This window comes from Pseudomonas tructae (assembly GCF_004214895.1).
GTDB lineage: Bacteria > Pseudomonadota > Gammaproteobacteria > Pseudomonadales > Pseudomonadaceae > Aquipseudomonas > Aquipseudomonas tructae.
In genome coordinates this window covers 2,994,735-3,012,023 of sequence record NZ_CP035952.1, presented here as the reverse complement: position 1 = coordinate 3,012,023, position 17,289 = coordinate 2,994,735, and the positions used below count along the sequence as shown (strand labels likewise).

Sequence of the window (17,289 nt, the reverse complement as noted above, 5' to 3'; positions counted from 1 at the left end):
CATGTCCACGAGTTGAGTGCTTCCTGGCAACTTTGGCTATCAGCAGCGTAGTACGGTGCCTGAAACCCGCAAACTGACCTACCCTCATAGGCTGGGAGATCAACCACCTGAGCGGGCAGTACCATGCGCAAGGCTTTGACGATGATCGGCATACTCGCCCTCACCCTGCTGTTTGCGGGTACCACCCGTTTATTGGCCGCCGAACCTGCGCAGGCCCCCGCCGACACCGCAATCAAAGTGACGCAGACTGACCTGCAGGCCTTGCAGTTGCGCCTGGACAGCCTCAAGCAGGAGATATCCCAAGCCAGTAACTACGCCCAGCTCGAAGGCCCGCAGGACCGCCTGCAAGTGCTGATGGTCGATATCGACCGGTTGTCCACTGCGCTGCTGCCCGAGCAAGCGCAGTTGCAAGCTCAACTGGAGGTGCTGGGCCCGGCGCCGGTCGACAGCCTGGTGCCGGGCACTTCGGATATCGCCACCCAGCGCACGGCCCTGAGCGAACAGAAAAACAGCCTCGATACCACCCTCAAGGCCCTGGCCACCTTGAAAGACAATGCCAAGAACCTGCTCACGCAGATTTCCGGTCTGCGCCGCAGCATGCTCGAAAGCGAACTGACCTTGAGCACCCACAGCCTGCTCAATCCTGCGTTCTGGTCGCCGCTGTTCCGACCTTCGGCGGACGACCGCCAGCGCCTGCAGGCGTTCATGGCCCAGGTAGGTGAAAGCGCCGCCGCGGTCTGGCAACCGGGCCAGCGGTTCTACACCGTGACGCTGGTGGTTCTGGCGCTGCTGATCTGGACAGTGGGCCGGCGCCTGGTCGACCGTTGGATGGCCTGGTTGTGCATGCACCGCGTACCCGAAGGCCGCCTGCGCCGCAGTTCGCTAGCCCTGGCCTCGGTACTGGCAACCCTGCTGGCCACCGGTATCGCCCTGAACCTGCTGTTCTACGCCTGTACCCACCACTTGCCATTGCCGTCGCCGCTGACGACGTTCTCCGAGGAATTCGAAAAGCTTGCCTACACCTGCGTGCTGATCACCGGCTTGAGCCGCGCGCTGCTTTCGACCACACACCCCTCCTGGCGCCTGCCGGACATTGCCGACCCGGTTGCCCTGGTGCTGCAGCCTTTCGCCCGCTGGCTGGCGGTCGCACTGCTGGTGCTGGTGGCCCTGGTGCAGGTCGCCAGCGCCGCCGGCATGAGCAGCCAGCTGCTGCTCGCCGGCCGGGGCATTGCTGCACTGACCATCACCGTGCTGATCATCGCCTTGCTGGTGCGCACCAGCAGCGCCCGGCGCAGCATGGCCGCCGCCGGAGACGTCCCCGAAGCCGCCTCGACCCTGGCCGGGTTGATCTACACCCTGGCCAGCCTGGCAATGGTCGCCTCGGTGCTGGCGCTGCTGACCGGCTATGTGTCGCTGGCACGTTTTATCACCTACGAGACGGTCTGGATCTTTCTCCTGCTGTCCGGCTTTTACCTGCTGATGCAGGTGTTCAGGGACAGCTGCGAGCACTTCTTTTCACCTCGGCAGGCCAGCGGCAAGGCGCTCAAGGAACTGCTGGGCATCGGTGACCGGCGCCTGGATCAGGTCGAAACCCTGATCAGCGGATTCGGCCGCGCCGCGCTGCTGCTGTTGGCGGTCGTCACCCTGTTCGTTGGCGGCATCGGCACCACCCTCGGGCAACTGGCGAGCAATATCATGGCGTTCCTCGGGGGAGCCGGCCTGCGCCAGTTCAACATCATTCCCGGGCACCTGTTCAATGCCCTGCTGGCGCTGGTGCTCGGCATCTACCTGATTCGTACCCTGCGCCGCTGGCTGGATAACGAGTTCCTGCCCAAGACCGACATGGACCCGGGCATGTGCGCATCCCTCAGCACCCTGTTCGCCAATATCGGCTATGCCCTGGTGATCCTGCTGACCTTGTCGGCGCTGGGAGTGAAGTGGACCAACCTGGCCTGGATCGTCAGTGCCCTGTCGGTGGGCATTGGCTTTGGCCTGCAGGAAATCGTCAAGAACTTCGTCTCCGGGCTGATTCTGCTCACCGAGCGACCGGTCAAGGTCGGCGACCTGATCAGCATCAGTGGGGTCGAGGGCGATATCCGCCGGATCAACGTGCGCGCCACCGAAATACAACTGAGCGACCGCTCCATCGTCATCGTGCCCAACTCGCAACTGATCTCGCAAAACCTGCGCAACGTGACCCTGGGCGGCAGTGCCCAGGGTGTGGCGTCGCTGGAGCTGGTGTTCCCGCTGGACATCGACCCCGAACAGGTGCAAACCCTGCTCTACGAGGTTTACTGCGAACACCCGACCATCCTCGACAAGCCCGCACCGTTCGTACGTTTCAGCAAACTCACCCCGGACGGCATCACCCTGACGGTAACCGGCTACGTCGCCAGCCCGCGAATCGTCGGAGTGACCAAGAGCGAACTGCTGTTCGAGATTCTCAAGCGCTTGGGGGCTGCGGGTATCGAGCTGGCCAAGCCTGCACAGCCCCAAGGCTAACAATGTGGGAGCGGGCTTGCGCCGCGCGGGCGGCGCTCGATCTCCAGAGCGCTGCAAGCCTTGCAGACTCTACCCCATCTCAAGCCTGCACCTTACCGCCATCAGCCAATCCACAGGCCTATAGATACCCATCGCGGGGCAAGCCCGCTCCTACATGGAATCCCCCATCGCTGGCATTAGTTAGCCTGCTTTCTTTTCTCCTCACACCCGGCGATCATAGCCCTCTCCCACCGCCCGCCAGCGAACGAGCTCATGTCCGTCGACACCCGGTTGATTACCCGGCAAATCCTTTCGATTGTCTTCTATACCTTTATCGCCTTCCTGTGCATCGGCCTGCCCATCGCCGTGTTGCCCAGCTACGTGCACGATGAACTGGGCTTCGGCGCAGTCGTCGCCGGCATCACCATCGGCCTGCAGTACCTGGCGACCCTGCTCAGCCGTCCGTTTGCCGGGCGCGCGGCCGATACCCTGGGCAGCAAGCGGGCGATCATCATTGGCCTGGTCGGTATCGCCGCCAGTGGCGCACTAACGTTCCTGTCGGCGCTGACTCTGAGCCTGCCACTACTGAGCCTGCTGGTGTTGCTCGGCGCTCGCGTGCTACTGGGCGTTGCCCAGGGCCTGATCGGCGTCGGCACGCTCAGTTGGGGGATCGGCGCGGTGGGCGCCGAGCATACTGCACGGGTGATTTCCTGGAACGGCATTGCCTCTTACGGCGCGATCGCCATCGGCGCCCCACTGGGGGTGAAGCTGATCGAGCAGGTCAACTTCGCCAGCCTGGGCCTGAGCTTGAGTGCCCTGGCGCTGCTGGCCCTCCTGGTGATCCGCAACCAGCCGTCGATCCCGCTGCTGCGCGGCGAACGCCTGCCATTCTGGGCCGCGTTTGCACGGGTGGCTCCCTGCGGCGTGAGCCTGACCTTGGCCTCGATCGGTTATGGCACCCTGACCACTTTCGTCACCCTGTTCTACCTCGAACAGGGCTGGCACGGCGCCGCCTGGTGCCTGAGCGCCTTCGGCATCTGCTTCATTGCGTCAAGGCTGCTGTTCGTCAACGCGGTCAACCGCTTCGGGGGTTATCAGGTGGCAATGGCCTGCATGGCCACCGAAGCCCTGGGCCTGGCCCTGCTGTGGCTGGCCCCCGTACCGGCGCTGGCCCTGGTCGGTGCGGGGCTGGCCGGTTTCGGCCTGTCGCTGGTGTACCCGGCGCTGGGTGTGGAGGCCATCAAGCAGGTGCCCAGCGCCAGCCGCGGCGCAGGCCTGGGCGCCTATGCGGTGTTTTTCGACCTGGCCCTGGCCATTGCCGGGCCGTTGATGGGCGCGATCGCCGTGTACCTGGGTTATGCCTGGATCTTCTGCGTGGCTGCCTTGTTGTCGCTGCTGGGCGTTGGTTTGACGATGCTGCTGGCGCGGCGCAGCCAGGTCTATTGATCGGCCATATGCAACCCGCCCTGGTGCTTGTCACCCAGGGCATGGTTGAAAAACCGCGCCGCTTCGGCCTGCAAGGACAGGTGGATACCCTCGCGGTCGACACCTTCCGGGTCGTTGCACAACGCGGCCATTTTCTGCCGTTGTTCGTCGTCGCACGGGGCCATGAAGACAAAGTGGCCGGCACCGGCGAGCAATTTATAGTTGGGGGTGACGGGCAGTTTGCGTGCCAGGGCCTGGGCATTCTTGTCGATCGCCAGCAACTGGTCCTTGTCACCGCTGTAGATCAACGCCGGCACCTTGACCTCGGCTAACGCATGGCGACCGAACATCAGACTCAAGGGCGCCATCAGTAGCACTGCCTTGACCCGAGGATCGGCTGTGGCGCCCAGGTCGCCACGGTCTGCGATGAGCACACCGCGAGTCTTGCAGGCGTCGGCATCCAGTGGCCGCTCCTTGCAGTAGCGTTGCAAGCGTTGCAGGTCCGGTTGCGCACCGGAGAGGATCAGCGCCGTCTCGCCCCCCGCCGAGTAGCCGATCACCCCGACCTGCGGGCCGCTGATGTAAGGGGCCAGGAAGGCATCAGCGAGGCTGGCGGTGATGGCGGCGCTGATCTGCAGCGGTCGCCCATAGAGGTTGCTCAGGGTTCCCAGGCGGCTGTGGTCCCGGGCGTTATCGCCTGGGTGAGTCACGGCGACAACGATAAAACCGCGCCGGGCCAGGGCGGTGGCCAGATCATGCAACGCCAGTGGCGTGCCGGTGTTGCCATGGGACAGCAACAACAGTGGATAGCGGCCGATGACCATCGGCGCGCCTTCCCAGGCCTGGACCCGATAGCCTTCCAGGCGGCTACTGCGCTCAGGGCCGCTGGAGGGGTAGAACGCCAGGGCCTGCACCGGTTGTGCATCCAGCGGGTCGGCGAAACTCAGCCGGTGCACCCCGACACTCCAGTGCGCAGCCGGCTCGGCGTGCACCAGCAGCGGGCCGCCCAGCAGGACAAGCATGAGCACTGCGCGAAGACGCCGCATGGGTGCGCACCCTCCCCGGCTGTTTCGATGAACGCTTACGCGTGAGCTTTAAGCGAGCATAGAACGGGCCAGATCGGCGCAGATGAAATCTCAATGAAAAAACCGACTGCGGGCACTGCCGGCAGTCGGTTACTCAGGCGCGGGGATCAGGCGGCGGCGAACAGCTCGTTGCTGATTTGTACCTGGGCGGCGTTGAGCGCCTTGACCCGGTGCTCATCGCCGTAGGCCAGGCCATGGGCACGGACGATCTCAAGGTCGGTGATGCCGATGAAGCCCAGGAACACCTTGAGGAAGTCTTCATGGCCGGCACCGGTAGGTTGACCGGCATGCAGGCCGCCAGCAGTCGACACCAGGATCACCTTCTTGTCGCCGCACAGGCCTTGCGGGCCGGCTTCGGTGTAACGGAAGGTCTTGCCTGCTACCGCCACGCGATCGATCCAGGCCTTGAGCTGGGTGGGCACGGTGAAGTTGTACATCGGGGCGGCCAGCACCACGGCATCGGCGTCGAGGAACTCCTGCAGGGTTTCGGCGCTGAGCCTGGCTTCGTGCTGCTGGGCAGCATCGCGCAGTTCTTCCGGAGTGCCGGCGGCCACCAGGGTCGCGGCGGAGAAGTGACTGATGGCGTCGCCCGCCAGGTCACGGTAGGTCACCTGCAGCGACGGATCGGCGGCTTTCCAGGCTTCGACCACGCTGCGGCTCAGCTGACGGGAGGCGGAATTGTCGCCCAGGATGCTCGAATCGATGTGCAACAGTTTCATGGGACTCTCCTGAATGAAGACCGCAAGTGGGCGATCACGATGGGGACAATCCTACTTGGGCGGCGAATAACTGATAAGTCTGCAAAAATGCGTTAGTTTGTCCTATTGGCAGGACAATGGTGAGCCACATGCAAGACCTCAACGATCTGTTCTACTTTGCCCGCGTGGTCGAAGCCGGCGGTTTTGCCGCCGCCGGCCGCCTGCTGGGCATCCCCAAGTCACGCCTGTCGCGGCGCATCGCCGAGCTCGAAGAACGCCTGGGTACCCGCTTGTTGCAGCGCACCACCCGGCAACTGAAGCTGACCGCCGTGGGCGAGCGCTACTTGCGCCATTGCCAGGCAATGCTGCTGGAAGCGGAAATGGCCGATGAAGCGGTGGCCAGCATGACCAGCGAGCCGCGCGGGCGCTTGCGGGTGTCGTGCCCGGTGGGGCTGGCCCATGAGTTCTTGCCGCAGGTGATCAGCCGTTTCCTGCAACAATACCCGCAGGTGCAACTGGACATGATCCTGCTCAACCGCCGGGTCGACCTGATCACCGAAGGGGTCGACGTTGCCCTGCGCGTGCGCGATCTGGGTGACGAGGACCCGGCCCTGGTCACCCGCCGTTTGCGCCAGGCACAAATGTTTCTGGTGGCCTCCCCGTCCTTCGTCGCTGCGCAGCCGCTCGATCACCCGCAAGACCTGGCCAGCCTGCCGGTACTTGGCGCAGTGGATGCCGACCGCCTGGTGCACCTGCGCCTGCTCGACGCCAAGGGCCGCAAGCATGAGCTGACCCTGGAAGCGCGGCTGGCGATTGACGACTTTGTCGTGCGCAAGGCCGCGGCCATCGCGGGCCTGGGCTTTACCGCGCTGCCGATCATGCACTGCGAAGAGGAACTTGCCCGTGGCGAGCTGGTGCGCCTGCTGCCAGACTGGTCGCTGCCCGGCGGCTACCTGCAGGCGGTCTATCCGCATCGACGCGGATTGCTGCCGGCAGTGCGGGTGTGGATCGATCATCTGGTGGCGGAATTCGCCCAATGCGGGGAGCGTTATGTCTGAAAGCAAACTCAGTGAAGAGCAGGCGGCAGCCTTCTGCCTGAGCCTGCCCGGTGCCCGTGAAGACTACAAATGGGGCGGCGTGCGGGTGTTCTCGGTGGCCGGCAACAAGATGTTCGCGGTGCTTGACCTGGCGGGCGCGGGGTTGTCGTTCAAGGTCGATGGCGATCTGTTTCTGGGCTATGTCGATCGCCCCGGGGTGCGCCCGGCGCCGTACCTGGCCCGGGCCCACTGGATCAGCATGGCAGCGCCCTACCCCATGGGCCGGGCCGAGCTGACCGATTTGCTGCAACGCTCCCACCAGTTGGTGGTCAGGCGCCTGCCCAAGCGCCAGCAGCCGGGCTTGCTTATCTGAGCACCGGCGCCAGGGCAGCGCCAAGCCAACGACCACCGAGCAGCAGGTGGTCGACCCAGAACACTTGATGCACAGCGACAATGCCCCAGAAGCTTGCCTGGAACGACAGCTTGCGGGTCTTGTGGCGAAAGCGTTGCTGCGCCAGCAACGCACCCGGCCAGCCGCCCAGCAGCTCACTGGCATGCAGGACCTTCTCCGGGGTACGCCAGGCCTGGTTGCGGGCCTGTTGCTTGTCGCGCCAGTACAGCAGGAAGCTCGCCAGGCTGGCCAGTGGGTAGGCCAGCGCCGGCAGCCACGACTGCCCGCTCAACAGCATCTGCAAAGCGCCCGCTACGGGTAGCACGCACAAGCCAGCGAAGGCCAGCCACTTGCTCCGGGGGTTGTGCAGGGCGCCGCTGGCAGAGGTTGCGCGGCGCGGTTGCGGCTGACGACGGCTCATGTTCAACCGTGCGCCGTGGCCCAGTCGACCCAGCCGAATGCCCAGGTGCCGAGGATGATCAAGCCAAACACGATGCGGTACCAGGCAAAGGCTGCATAGCTGTGGTTGGCGATGAATTTGAGCAGGCCGCGCACGGCGATCATGGCGAAGATGAACGAGACCACGAAACCGATGGCGAACACCGGGAAATCGTCGGGCTGGAACAGGTCACGGTACTTGTAGCCCGAGTACACCGCAGCACCGACCATGGTCGGCATGGCCAGGAAGAACGAAAACTCGGTGGCCGCTTTGCGCGACAGGCCGAACAACAGGCCGCCAATGATGGTCGAGCCCGAGCGCGAAGTCCCCGGAATCATCGCCAGGCACTGGGCACAGCCGATTTTCAGGGCGTCGCTCCAGCGCATGTCGTCGACCTGGTCGACGCGGATCACATGCTCGCGGCGCTCGGCCCAGAGCATGATCACCCCACCTACAACCAGCGCCGCAGCGACGGTAACAGGGTTGAACAGGTACTCGTGGATGAGGTCGGCGAACAACACGCCCAGCACCACTGCCGGCATGAAGGCAATCAGCAGGTTGACGGTGAAGCGCTGGGCCTGGCGTTGACGTGGCAGCCCCACCACCACCTCAAGGATCTTGCGGCGAAACTCCCAGACCACCGCCAGGATCGCACCCAACTGGATGATGATGTTGAAGGCCATGGCCCGTTCACCACCGAAGTTGATCAGATCGGCGACGACGATCTGGTGGCCGGTACTGGAAATCGGCAAGAACTCCGTCAAGCCTTCGACAATACCTAGAATGACAGCCTGCAGGCCGGTCCAAAGATCCATGTTTCCCCCGTGAGGCAATGCCTGCGGCACGCCCCGTTAAAGTCTTTTAATTGCCAATGGCTGTTCAACGCCTGGCCGTTCTACAAGCGACAGTTGGTCGCAAAGCCAGCAGAAAAGTTCACGCGGCCTTCAGGTTTATCCCGTCGAGGCCGAAATCCTATCAGACCTCTGGGCTAAACGCTGCTGGTACAACGCAACAGGGCTCAGCGAATCAGGCACTTAGCCCTTGGTCGAGTAGGTTCGGCGGATAAACCGTGCTTGCATGGGCAAGACAACAAAAAGAACTGGGGTACGCATTCCATGAAAACGCTTCGTAGTATGTCGATCAGCCGCCGCTTGTGGCTGATCCTGGTGGTGGCCGTGGTGATGCTGGTGACCCTCGGACTGCTGATGCTGCGCCAGATCCATGGCGACCTGTACCAGGCCAAGGCGGAAAAGACCCGCCACGTGGTGCAGACCGCTGCCGGCATCCTGGCCTACTACCAGGGCCTGGAGGCGGCCGGCAGCCTTACTCGCGAGGCGGCCCAGCAACAGGCCCTGAGCGTGGTACGCGGTTTGCGCTATGACCAGAATGACTATTTCTGGATCAACGACCTGGGGCCGAAGATGATCATGCATCCGGCCAACCCCAAGCTCGATGGCCAGGACCTCTCGGCGATTCGTGACCCGGACGGCTTTGCCCTGTTCAACGAGATGGCGGCGCTGGCCAAGGCCAAGGGCGCCGGCAGCATCGACTACCGCTGGCCCAAGCCCGGGGCCAGCGAGCCGGTGAAAAAAACTTCGTATGTGCAGCTGTTCCAGCCCTGGGGCTGGGTGATCGGCTCGGGGGTGTACATCGACGACATGCAGGCCGAGTTCCTGCGCCAACTGCGCGATGCCTCGATCCTTGGCCTGGGTATCGCCCTGGTCATGGCCCTGCTGGTGGTCCTGATCGCCCGCAGCATCGCCCGACCGCTGCAGGAAGCGGTCGACGCCATGGCCACCATCGCCAGTGGCGAGAGTGACCTGACCCGGCGCCTGGACACCCACGGCTTTGATGAAGTCACTCAGCTGGGCACCCACTTCAACAGCTTTACCAGCAAGTTGCAGGGGGTGATCAGCCAACTGCAGGGCGCGGTACATGCCTTGGCGCAATCGGCCAACGACGTCGGCAGCAACGCCGGCCAGGCCCAGCAGCGTAGCGAGCAACAGTCGCAACAAATGGAGCAAGTAGCCACGGCAATCAACGAAGTGACCTACGCGGTCCAGGATGTAGCCAAGAACGCCGAACAGGCTTCCAGCGAAATGCACGATGCCCAGCTGCGTGCCGAGCAAGGCCAGCACAGCATTCACGGCAGCCTGCAGCGCATCGACCAACTGTCGACGACCATTGACGAGGCGGTCCAGGTGATCCGCGCCCTGGCCGGCCAGAGCACGCGCATCGGCAGTGTCCTGGAGGTGATTCGCTCAATTGCCGAACAAACCAACCTGCTGGCCCTCAACGCCGCCATCGAGGCTGCGCGGGCCGGCGAGCAGGGTCGCGGCTTTGCGGTGGTGGCCGACGAGGTACGCCTGCTGGCCCAGCGCACCCAGCAGTCCACCGCTGAAATCCAGAGCATGATCGAACACCTGCAAGGCCAATCGGAAGCTGCGGTAAAAGCCATCGATGCCAGCAGCCAAGCCTCGCGCCAGACCGTCGAGCAGGCCAGTGAAGCCGGGGTCAGCCTGGATGCCATCAGCCAGGCCCTGCACAACCTGACCGCGCTCAACGCCTCGATTGCCAGCGCCACCTTGCAACAGTCGCATGTGGTCGAGGAGATCAACCGCAACGTCACCGAGACTGCCGACCTGTCGCAGCAAACGGCCCTGGCGGCGCAGCATTCGAGTGATTCGGGCAAGGCGCTGTTCCAATTGAGCGGGCAACTTGAGCAGTTGCTGCGACAGTTCCGGGTCTAATCGGGAAATGCTATCGCGGGGCGAGTCGAGGCGTCGCACCGCCGCTCCCACAGCGTGCAGACCCATCCCGCTTGCTAGTGGCGCCTGGCGCGCCACAAGGTACAATCGGCGCCCTTCCCTCGAATCTGCCAAGGAACGCCGATGTCCGGCCTCGAACTGTTCGCCGCCGTGCTCGGCGTCATCGCCGTGTGGCTCACGACCAAGCAGAACCCCTGGTGCTGGCCCATCGGCCTGGTGATGGTGGTGCTGTACACCTGGATCTTTTACGACGTGAAGCTGTACTCGGACATGCTCCTGCAACTGGTCTATGCCGTGCTGCAACTGTATGGCTGGTGGCAATGGACACGCCCGGACCGCCAGCGCGATGCGCGCCAGGTCAGCTTGCTGGAGCCGCATGCAGTGGCCTTCGGCTTGGGCCTGGGGTTGCTCGGCAGCCTCGGCCTGGGCGCGGCCATGGCGACCTGGACCGACGCTGTCCACCCTTGGCTTGACGCCGCCTTGACCGGCTTCAGCCTGGTCGCGCAATGGTGGATGGCGCAAAAGCGTCTGCAGTGCTGGCCGCTGTGGATCATCCTCGATGTGATTTTCGTCGGTTTGTTCCTGTCCAAGGCCATGTACCTGACTGCCGCACTTTACGCCCTGTTCACCCTGATAGCGGTGCAAGGCTGGCGTGATTGGCGACGCGATCCGGCGCTTGCGTTGCCATGAAGGTACTGGTGCTCACCGGCCCTGAGTCCAGCGGCAAAAGCTGGCTCGGCAACGAAATCCAGAGGCGCTTTGGCGGTGAGCTGGTGGGCGAGTACGTCCGTCACTTCATTGACCAACAGGCACGCGATACCTGCTATGCCGACATTCCGGCCATTGCCCACGGGCAGTTGGCCTGGGAAGACGCCGCCCGCGCCCGGCAGCCGCGACTGCTGATTCTCGATACCCACCTGTTGAGCAACATGCTCTGGAGCCGCACGCTGTTTGGCCACTGCCCGGCGTGGCTCGAAGACGCTTTGCTGGCGCGTCATTACGATCTGCACTTGCTGCTCAGCCCCGAGTCGGTCGCCTGGCACGACGACGGGCAACGCTGCCAGCCGCAACTGGCCGAACGCCAGGCGTTTTTTCAGGCTACTGGCGCCTGGCTGACCCTGCACCGCCAGCCTTGCCAGGTGCTGCAAGGTGACTGGCAACAGCGCAAGCAGGCGGCCTTTGCCGCCGTAGCTCACTTGCTCGGTACTTGAATCAATTTCCGCACAACTGTCCATTTCTGAAACACTCCCCTCTACGCAAAACCGCGATCTAAAGCGGCCGCAGTCTGTAAAGGTGAAAGTGTTAAGCGCCTGAGACACTCGACGCCTGTGGCCCTTGATACGCCATGGCGCCCGCAGGATCCAACCCTGCAGGCGGTGAGTGTCTCAGTGGCGTTACACTATTTTTTGACCCTTCCCGATCAATTGTCCCAAGCCGTTGTTTTCCAATAAAAAACAAAAACCGGCACAGCTTCTGCTCTCTTCCTCGCAACGCTGAACAAGGCCAGCGCACCGAAGAAGGAATTGCCATCGTGGGAAAAATTGATAAAGGCATCTACCGCCTCGTGCTGATCAGCTGCGTACTGGGAGCCAGCGTCAACGTTCCGGTCCAGGCAGAAAACGGGATCGTGGTGATTACCCGCGATGTGCAAACACGCAACGCCGTGCGCGCCCCCTTGGTGCCCGATCCGTACCCGACCACGGTCAATACCAACCCCTCGGTGCAGATCCTCAAGCAAACCAACGAGCTCAGCGACGGTGACTTTGCCACTATCAGCAGCGGTGCTGGCATCAGTTCCATGATCACGCAACAGACCAGCAACCTGGGCGGCAATATCAATAACCAGACACAACTGCCCAATCTGGCTGGCGGACGCTCCGGCAACTCCGGCAACGGCATATCCAACATGGTCAACTCTAGCGTGCAGAAAGGCCTGGCGCCCCTGCAGATCTTGACCGGAGGTCAGTGAGATGAAGCATCGGCTGCTGATTCTGGCCATGTTCTGCAGTACACCGGCCCTCGCCCAACCCCCAGTGATCAATAACGCCAACATCGACACCACCGGCGCCCAGTACCAGGGCAACCTTACGGTCAACCAGGCTGCCGGTGATCAACAGCAACAAGCCAACGCCCGGGCTATCGCTGTAGGCCATGGTGCCAGCGCCACTACCCAGATCCGCCAGCGCTTGCGTACCCAGGTCGACCCGAACATGGATGCCCAGTCCGGTATTCAGGGCAACTCCTTCAGCAATGGCAGCGGCGCACTGGGGGTCAACCAGAGCGCGGGCGCCGCCAACCAGCAAGCCAATGCACTGCGGATCAGCATCAGCAGTCAACCGCAAAGTATCGACGACAGCGTCCTCATGCAACAGAACGTGGCGCTGCTCAACAACTCCGATCCAACTGACTCGACACCCGGCTCTCGCCAGGTCACTACCAGTGACCAGGCCTTCACCGGCAGCCGTGGGGTCATTCAGTTGAATCAGAGTGCCGGGGTGGGAAACCGAACGGCCAACACCCTGAGCATCCGGGTCGCAGATTGACCCAAACAGGTAATAACAACACTTAACCTAAAATAAAGTACGGAGAATCACCATGAAACCTTCGATGGCACTCAAGCCTCTGGTTTTCGCAATTGCTGCGGTCATGGCTGTAGCTGTACAAGCAGGGAATGATCCACGTGGTGGCCACAATAACGGCCATAACAACAATGGCCATCACAACAACAATGGTCATCATACCCCTCCTCCTACTAAAATCCCGGTGACCGCCACCGCCAACGCCTGGGACAAACAAAGCAGCACCAACAACAAAATCCGCAACGAAGGTACCGTGAACGAAGCTGAAATGAGCAGCTCGGCCACCGGCACCAGCGGCAACGTCGGCGTCAACGTGGCTGCCGGTGCCGGCAACCAGCAAGACAACGCCGCCGCCATCGCCAACGCCGGTTCCGTCTCGGAAATTGACAACACCTTCGTGTTCGGCAATGCCACCTCGACTGCTAAAGTCTCGCAATACAGCAACCACAACCGCGTCGACAACTACGGCAGCACCAACTCCGCCGTCATGGGTGGCTCGGGCAACAACGGCAGCGGCAACATGGGCATCAACATTGCCGGTGGCGACCTGAACCAGCAGAAAAACACCATGGCGATTGCCAATACCAACGCTGCACTGGGTAACGCAACCGCTACTGCTTCTGCCGAGCAAAACGGCCCTGGCCTGACCGTCAACAACAACGCCGACCGCACCTACCGCGTCGACACTCTGACGGTGACCAAAACCGCCAGCGGCAGTGCTTCCTACGACAAGTCCTTCGAGGCCAGCGGCAGCAGGAGCAACTCGTCGAGCTTTGAAGTGGCCGGTGCCAAGCACTTCGAGGCCAGTGGCTCGAAGAGCTCTGACGCAAGCGGCTCCAGAAGCCATGAAGCCAGCGGTTCACGTGGTGCTACGCTGAACGCATCGCTGGACGTGCAATTCGACGCTAGCCGCGAACGTACCTGGGATTATGGCCGCCGCAACAATGGCAGCCGCACTGACGAAGCCAGTGCTTCGCTGACTGCTTCCCTGGATGCGTCGGTTGAAAAAACCTGGAACAAAGAGTCCAGCTCTTCGTGGGACAAGTCGTATGACTCCTCCTTCGAAAAAGCCTTCGACTCCTCGTTCGAGAAATCGGGCAGCAAGTCGTCCGAGTCTGAGTACGACAAAGCGAAAAGCTACAGTGAAAGCAGCTCTTACGATTTGAGCAATACTTTCTCTTATCAAGTGCTGACTCCAACTGGCTGGGCCAACCCTGTAACCAACACCGCAACCCTGAGTGGTTCGGTCAATGGCGGCAGCGGCAACCTGGGCGTCAACGTGGCGGCCGGTCAAGGCAACCAACAAAGCAACTCGCTGGCCATTTCCAACACCTCGATGTAAATGCTGTGGCCTGGAGGCCCCCTTCGGGGGGCCTTTTTTCAACACCGGCAGGGGGGCATCGAACATGCGCATTTTCGCCTTGGCATTTTTGCTGTGCCTGGCAAGCTTGAGCGAAGCGGCGCAACTGCCGCTTTCGGTGCTGCCAGGAGGCGCGGTGGTATTCAAACCCATCCAGAGCGTACGCGAACGCAAGTTCGCTGACCTTGTGCAACAAAAAACCGATTTCAGTTGTGGCGCCGCAGCACTGGCGACCATTTTGCGTCAGGCCTATTGGCTGGACGTCAATGAAGAACAGATCATCGAAGGCATGCTGGCCCACTCCGACCATGACATGGTCAGGGTCCAGGGCTTCTCCATGCTCGACATGAAGCGTTACGTGGAAAGCCTGGGCATGCGTGCCCGTGGTTACCGGGTAGAAATCGACGCCTTGCAGAATGTCCGTATCCCGGTGGTGGTGCTGATGGACATCCGTGGCTACAAGCACTTTGTAGTCTTGCAGAAAGTCCACAACGGCTGGGCTTACGTCGGCGACCCGGTACTGGGCCACAAACGCTACAAAGTCGGCGATTTCGTCAAAGGCTGGAACGGCATCATCTTCGCCGTCATCGGCCGGGGTTACGACAAGACCAATGCCTTGCTCGACCCGCCGCTGCCGCTGACCGCCAAGAACCGCATCAATACCTTCACCCCGGTGCAAGACGCTGAGCTGATGGATTTCGGGTTCATCCAAAGCGACTTCTTCTAATGACAAGGGAGCATGAGGCTCCGGGAGCATCCCATGAAGACTTCAATCTGGCTCGCCGTGGTTTGTCTGGCTGCCAGCCTGCCCACCCAGGCACAGACGCTCAAACCCATTGAATTGAAGGACCAGGAACTGGCGAACTTGCGCGGGCGCTTTGTCATGCCCGGACGCATCGTCAGCTTCGGCATTGTCATGAGCAGCACCTGGCAAAATGCCAATGGTGAAGTGATTGGCGCCAAATCCTCGATGCAAATTCAACAAACAACGCTAAAACCGCAGTTCTATGTGTCAATGATCGACGAAAAAGGCACCGGTTCCACCCACGCGCAAAGCACCGGCACCGGTAGCGTCAGCGGCGGCAACGGTCTCAACAGTACCGAAGGCGTGACCCAGGTGGTGCGGGCGGCCGGCGACAACAATACCGCCTACAACAACGTCGATATCAACGTCACCAAGGCCAGTCAGGCGCCGGTCACCGCGCAGGAAGGCCAGGCACTGGCCGCAGGCTCGACCCTGGTCGGCGCCAATGGCGCAGGCTCGTTGAGCGTTACGTCCACCGGTAGCGGTGTGCAATTCAACATCGTCGCCAACAACAACCAGGGCAACACCGTGCAACGCCTGGCCCAGGGCGGCCTGATGCAGAACACCACCTTGCTGGGCGCCGGCAACCGGGTCAGCAACCTCACCTCGCTCAATGTCGTGCTGCGTGAGAACGTACCCAGCGCCGGCTCGCTCAATGGCAACCTGGACCAACTCAAAGGCCTTCGCACTCTCGGATTCTGATCTACGCTCAGTCTCATCATATGTAGTCAGAAGGGACGGCTAACCCATGCACCGATCGTTAACGTTCAGAGCTATCGTCTGTTTGAGTGGCCTGACACCGGCAACCATGCTCTACGCAGCAGCCGATCCTCAGGTAGAAGTACTAAAACAAGAACTCATGGAGTTGAAACAACGTTACGAAGCACAACAGAACGCGCTGATGGTCCTCGAACAGCGCGTTCGCCAGGTTGAAGCAGCACCGCAAGCCCCTGCACCCAGACGCTTGACCAAGTCCCCGGCGGAGACCGTCAAGGGCGGCCAGACCGTGGCCAGCGGTGCACCAGGAACCACCGGCAGCTCCTACGGCCAGTCGCTCAAAGACGACTCGGAGCCGGCACAAAGCGTGTCCAACCTGTACGACGAGGCCAGCGGCTTCTTCGGTGGCGGCAGGTTCAGCGTCGAAACCGGCCTGACCTATACCCACTACGACACCCGTGCCCTGGTTCTCAACGGTTTTCTGGCGCTGGACTCGATTTTCCTCGGCAACATCAACCTCGACCGGATCAAGGCCGACAACTGGACCCTGGACCTGACCGCCCGCTATAACCTCGACCAGCGTTGGCAGTTCGATATCAACGTCCCGGTGGTCTACCGCGAATCCACCTATTCCTCGGGCGGTGCCGGTGGCGCCGGGCCGGTGACCTCCGATGCCACCGTCAGGCGCGACCCGACCATTGGCGATGTCAACGTCGGTATTGCTTACAAGTTCCTCGATGAATCGGAAAACTGGCCCGATGCCGTAGCCACCCTGCGGGTCAAGGCGCCCACCGGCAAGGACCCCTATGGCATCAAGCTGGTCAACGACCCGACCAACGACAACCTCTCGGTACCGGAGAGCCTGCCCACCGGCAACGGGGTCTGGGCGATCACTCCGGGCATCTCGCTGGTCAAGACCTTCGACCCTGCCGTACTGTTCGGCAGCCTGTCCTACACCTACAACATGCAGGACTCGTTCAGCGACATCAGCCCGACCATCAACACCAAGGTCCCCGGTGACGTAAAACTCGGCGACTCCTGGCAGATCGGTGCCGGTATTGCCTTTGCCTTGAACGAGAAGATGAGTATGTCGTTTTCGTTCTCTGACCAGTTTGCCAGCAAGAGCAAGATCAAGCCTGACGGTGGCAGCTGGCAGTCGGTGCCGAGCAGCGACTACAACGCGGCCAACTTCAACATCGGCATGACCCTGGCCGCCACCGACAACCTGACCATCGTGCCCAACCTTTCGATTGGCCTGACCGACGACTCGCCGGACTTCTCCTTCAGTCTGAAATTCCCGTACTACTTCTAAGCAAAAAGCCCGCTTCGGCGGGTTTTGATGCTGTGGGAGCGCTGTGGGCTTGCCCCGCGATGAGCATAGGTATCCATCCATCTCTAGCGAGTCAGCCTATTGGTTCTTGATAGGCGTGCTTATCCAGTTGATGTGGTGACGCTGCCGGCCCCTTCCGCCCTTACGTGAACTGACCCCCGAATGTTGGACAGG

At 62.0% G+C, this 17,289-nt stretch carries 17 protein-coding genes and 1 pseudogene; 14 read left to right on the top strand and 4 right to left on the bottom strand.

Features of this window, described 5'->3' with window-relative positions; genetic code table 11:
• Positions 1-123 precede the first annotated feature (123 nt).
• The gene (locus EXN22_RS13780) at positions 124-2,502 is read left to right on the top strand and encodes a DUF3772 domain-containing protein (RefSeq protein ID WP_130264580.1); all 2,379 of its coding nucleotides are present in this window, start codon (positions 124-126) and stop codon (positions 2,500-2,502) included.
• A gap of 252 nt (positions 2,503-2,754) precedes the next feature.
• Entirely contained in the window at positions 2,755-3,927 is a 1,173-nt protein-coding gene (locus EXN22_RS13775) for an MFS transporter (RefSeq protein ID WP_130264579.1), read from the top strand.
• Here the strand turns inward: EXN22_RS13775 and EXN22_RS13770 are convergent.
• Together EXN22_RS13770 and EXN22_RS13765 are read right to left on the bottom strand one after the other, a co-directional pair.
• Complete coding sequence (locus EXN22_RS13770; RefSeq protein WP_130264578.1) at positions 3,921-4,952, bottom strand: alpha/beta hydrolase family protein; 1,032 nt, start codon at positions 4,950-4,952, stop codon at positions 3,921-3,923. The two genes, EXN22_RS13775 and EXN22_RS13770, sit on opposite strands and share 7 nt — an antisense overlap.
• Positions 4,953-5,098: 146 nt before the next feature.
• Entirely contained in the window at positions 5,099-5,710 is a 612-nt protein-coding gene (locus EXN22_RS13765) for an FMN-dependent NADH-azoreductase (protein WP_130264577.1), read from the bottom strand.
• A gap of 128 nt (positions 5,711-5,838) precedes the next feature.
• On the opposite strand from EXN22_RS13765, the gene EXN22_RS13760 reads away from it, so the two are divergent.
• Together EXN22_RS13760 and EXN22_RS13755 are read left to right on the top strand one after the other, a co-directional pair.
• The gene (locus EXN22_RS13760) at positions 5,839-6,747 is read left to right on the top strand and encodes a LysR substrate-binding domain-containing protein (RefSeq protein WP_130264576.1); all 909 of its coding nucleotides are present in this window, start codon (positions 5,839-5,841) and stop codon (positions 6,745-6,747) included.
• Positions 6,740-7,099, top strand: a complete 360-nt coding sequence (locus tag EXN22_RS13755; RefSeq protein WP_130264575.1) for an MmcQ/YjbR family DNA-binding protein — start codon at positions 6,740-6,742, stop codon at positions 7,097-7,099. The genes EXN22_RS13760 and EXN22_RS13755 overlap by 8 nt, the downstream gene beginning before the upstream one ends.
• On the opposite strand, the gene EXN22_RS13750 is transcribed toward EXN22_RS13755, so the two are convergent.
• Entirely contained in the window at positions 7,092-7,538 is a 447-nt protein-coding gene (locus tag EXN22_RS13750) for a DUF1294 domain-containing protein (RefSeq protein ID WP_130264574.1), read from the bottom strand. The genes EXN22_RS13755 and EXN22_RS13750 overlap by 8 nt on opposite strands.
• Positions 7,539-7,540: 2 nt before the next feature.
• A complete protein-coding gene (locus EXN22_RS13745) occupies positions 7,541-8,371 on the bottom strand; it encodes an undecaprenyl-diphosphate phosphatase (RefSeq protein ID WP_130264573.1) in 831 nt (276 codons plus the stop codon).
• Positions 8,372-8,671: 300 nt separating this feature from the next.
• Here EXN22_RS13745 and EXN22_RS26700 point away from each other — a divergent pair.
• From EXN22_RS26700 to EXN22_RS13700, 10 genes and pseudogenes are all read left to right on the top strand, one after another.
• A pseudogene (locus EXN22_RS26700) lies at positions 8,672-9,400 on the top strand (cache domain-containing protein); the annotation flags it as partial.
• A 171-nt stretch (positions 9,401-9,571) separates the two neighbouring features.
• Positions 9,572-10,306, top strand: a complete 735-nt coding sequence (locus EXN22_RS26695; RefSeq protein ID WP_407691972.1) for a methyl-accepting chemotaxis protein — start codon at positions 9,572-9,574, stop codon at positions 10,304-10,306.
• A 141-nt stretch (positions 10,307-10,447) separates the two neighbouring features.
• Complete coding sequence (pnuC, locus tag EXN22_RS13735; protein WP_130264571.1) at positions 10,448-11,014, top strand: nicotinamide riboside transporter PnuC; 567 nt, start codon at positions 10,448-10,450, stop codon at positions 11,012-11,014.
• Entirely contained in the window at positions 11,011-11,535 is a 525-nt protein-coding gene (locus EXN22_RS13730; protein ID WP_130264570.1) for an AAA family ATPase, read from the top strand. The genes pnuC and EXN22_RS13730 overlap by 4 nt, the downstream gene beginning before the upstream one ends.
• Positions 11,536-11,855: 320 nt before the next feature.
• Positions 11,856-12,293, top strand: a complete 438-nt coding sequence (locus tag EXN22_RS13725; RefSeq protein ID WP_130264569.1) for a hypothetical protein — start codon at positions 11,856-11,858, stop codon at positions 12,291-12,293.
• 1 nt (position 12,294) lies between these two features.
• Entirely contained in the window at positions 12,295-12,867 is a 573-nt protein-coding gene (locus tag EXN22_RS13720; RefSeq protein ID WP_130264568.1) for an adhesin, read from the top strand.
• Positions 12,868-12,919: 52 nt separating this feature from the next.
• Positions 12,920-14,245, top strand: a complete 1,326-nt coding sequence (locus EXN22_RS13715; protein ID WP_130264567.1) for a heme utilization protein — start codon at positions 12,920-12,922, stop codon at positions 14,243-14,245.
• A gap of 64 nt (positions 14,246-14,309) precedes the next feature.
• The gene (locus EXN22_RS13710) at positions 14,310-14,990 is read left to right on the top strand and encodes a C39 family peptidase (protein ID WP_130264566.1); all 681 of its coding nucleotides are present in this window, start codon (positions 14,310-14,312) and stop codon (positions 14,988-14,990) included.
• Between the two features lie 33 nt (positions 14,991-15,023).
• On the top strand, positions 15,024-15,770 hold the full coding sequence (locus EXN22_RS13705; protein ID WP_130264565.1) for a hypothetical protein: 747 nt from the start codon (positions 15,024-15,026) through the stop codon (positions 15,768-15,770).
• Between the two features lie 46 nt (positions 15,771-15,816).
• Positions 15,817-17,097 carry a hypothetical protein gene (locus EXN22_RS13700; RefSeq protein ID WP_130264564.1) on the top strand — a complete coding sequence of 427 codons (1,281 nt, stop codon included), beginning with the start codon at positions 15,817-15,819 and terminating at the stop codon, positions 17,095-17,097.
• Positions 17,098-17,289: the final 192 nt, after the last annotated feature.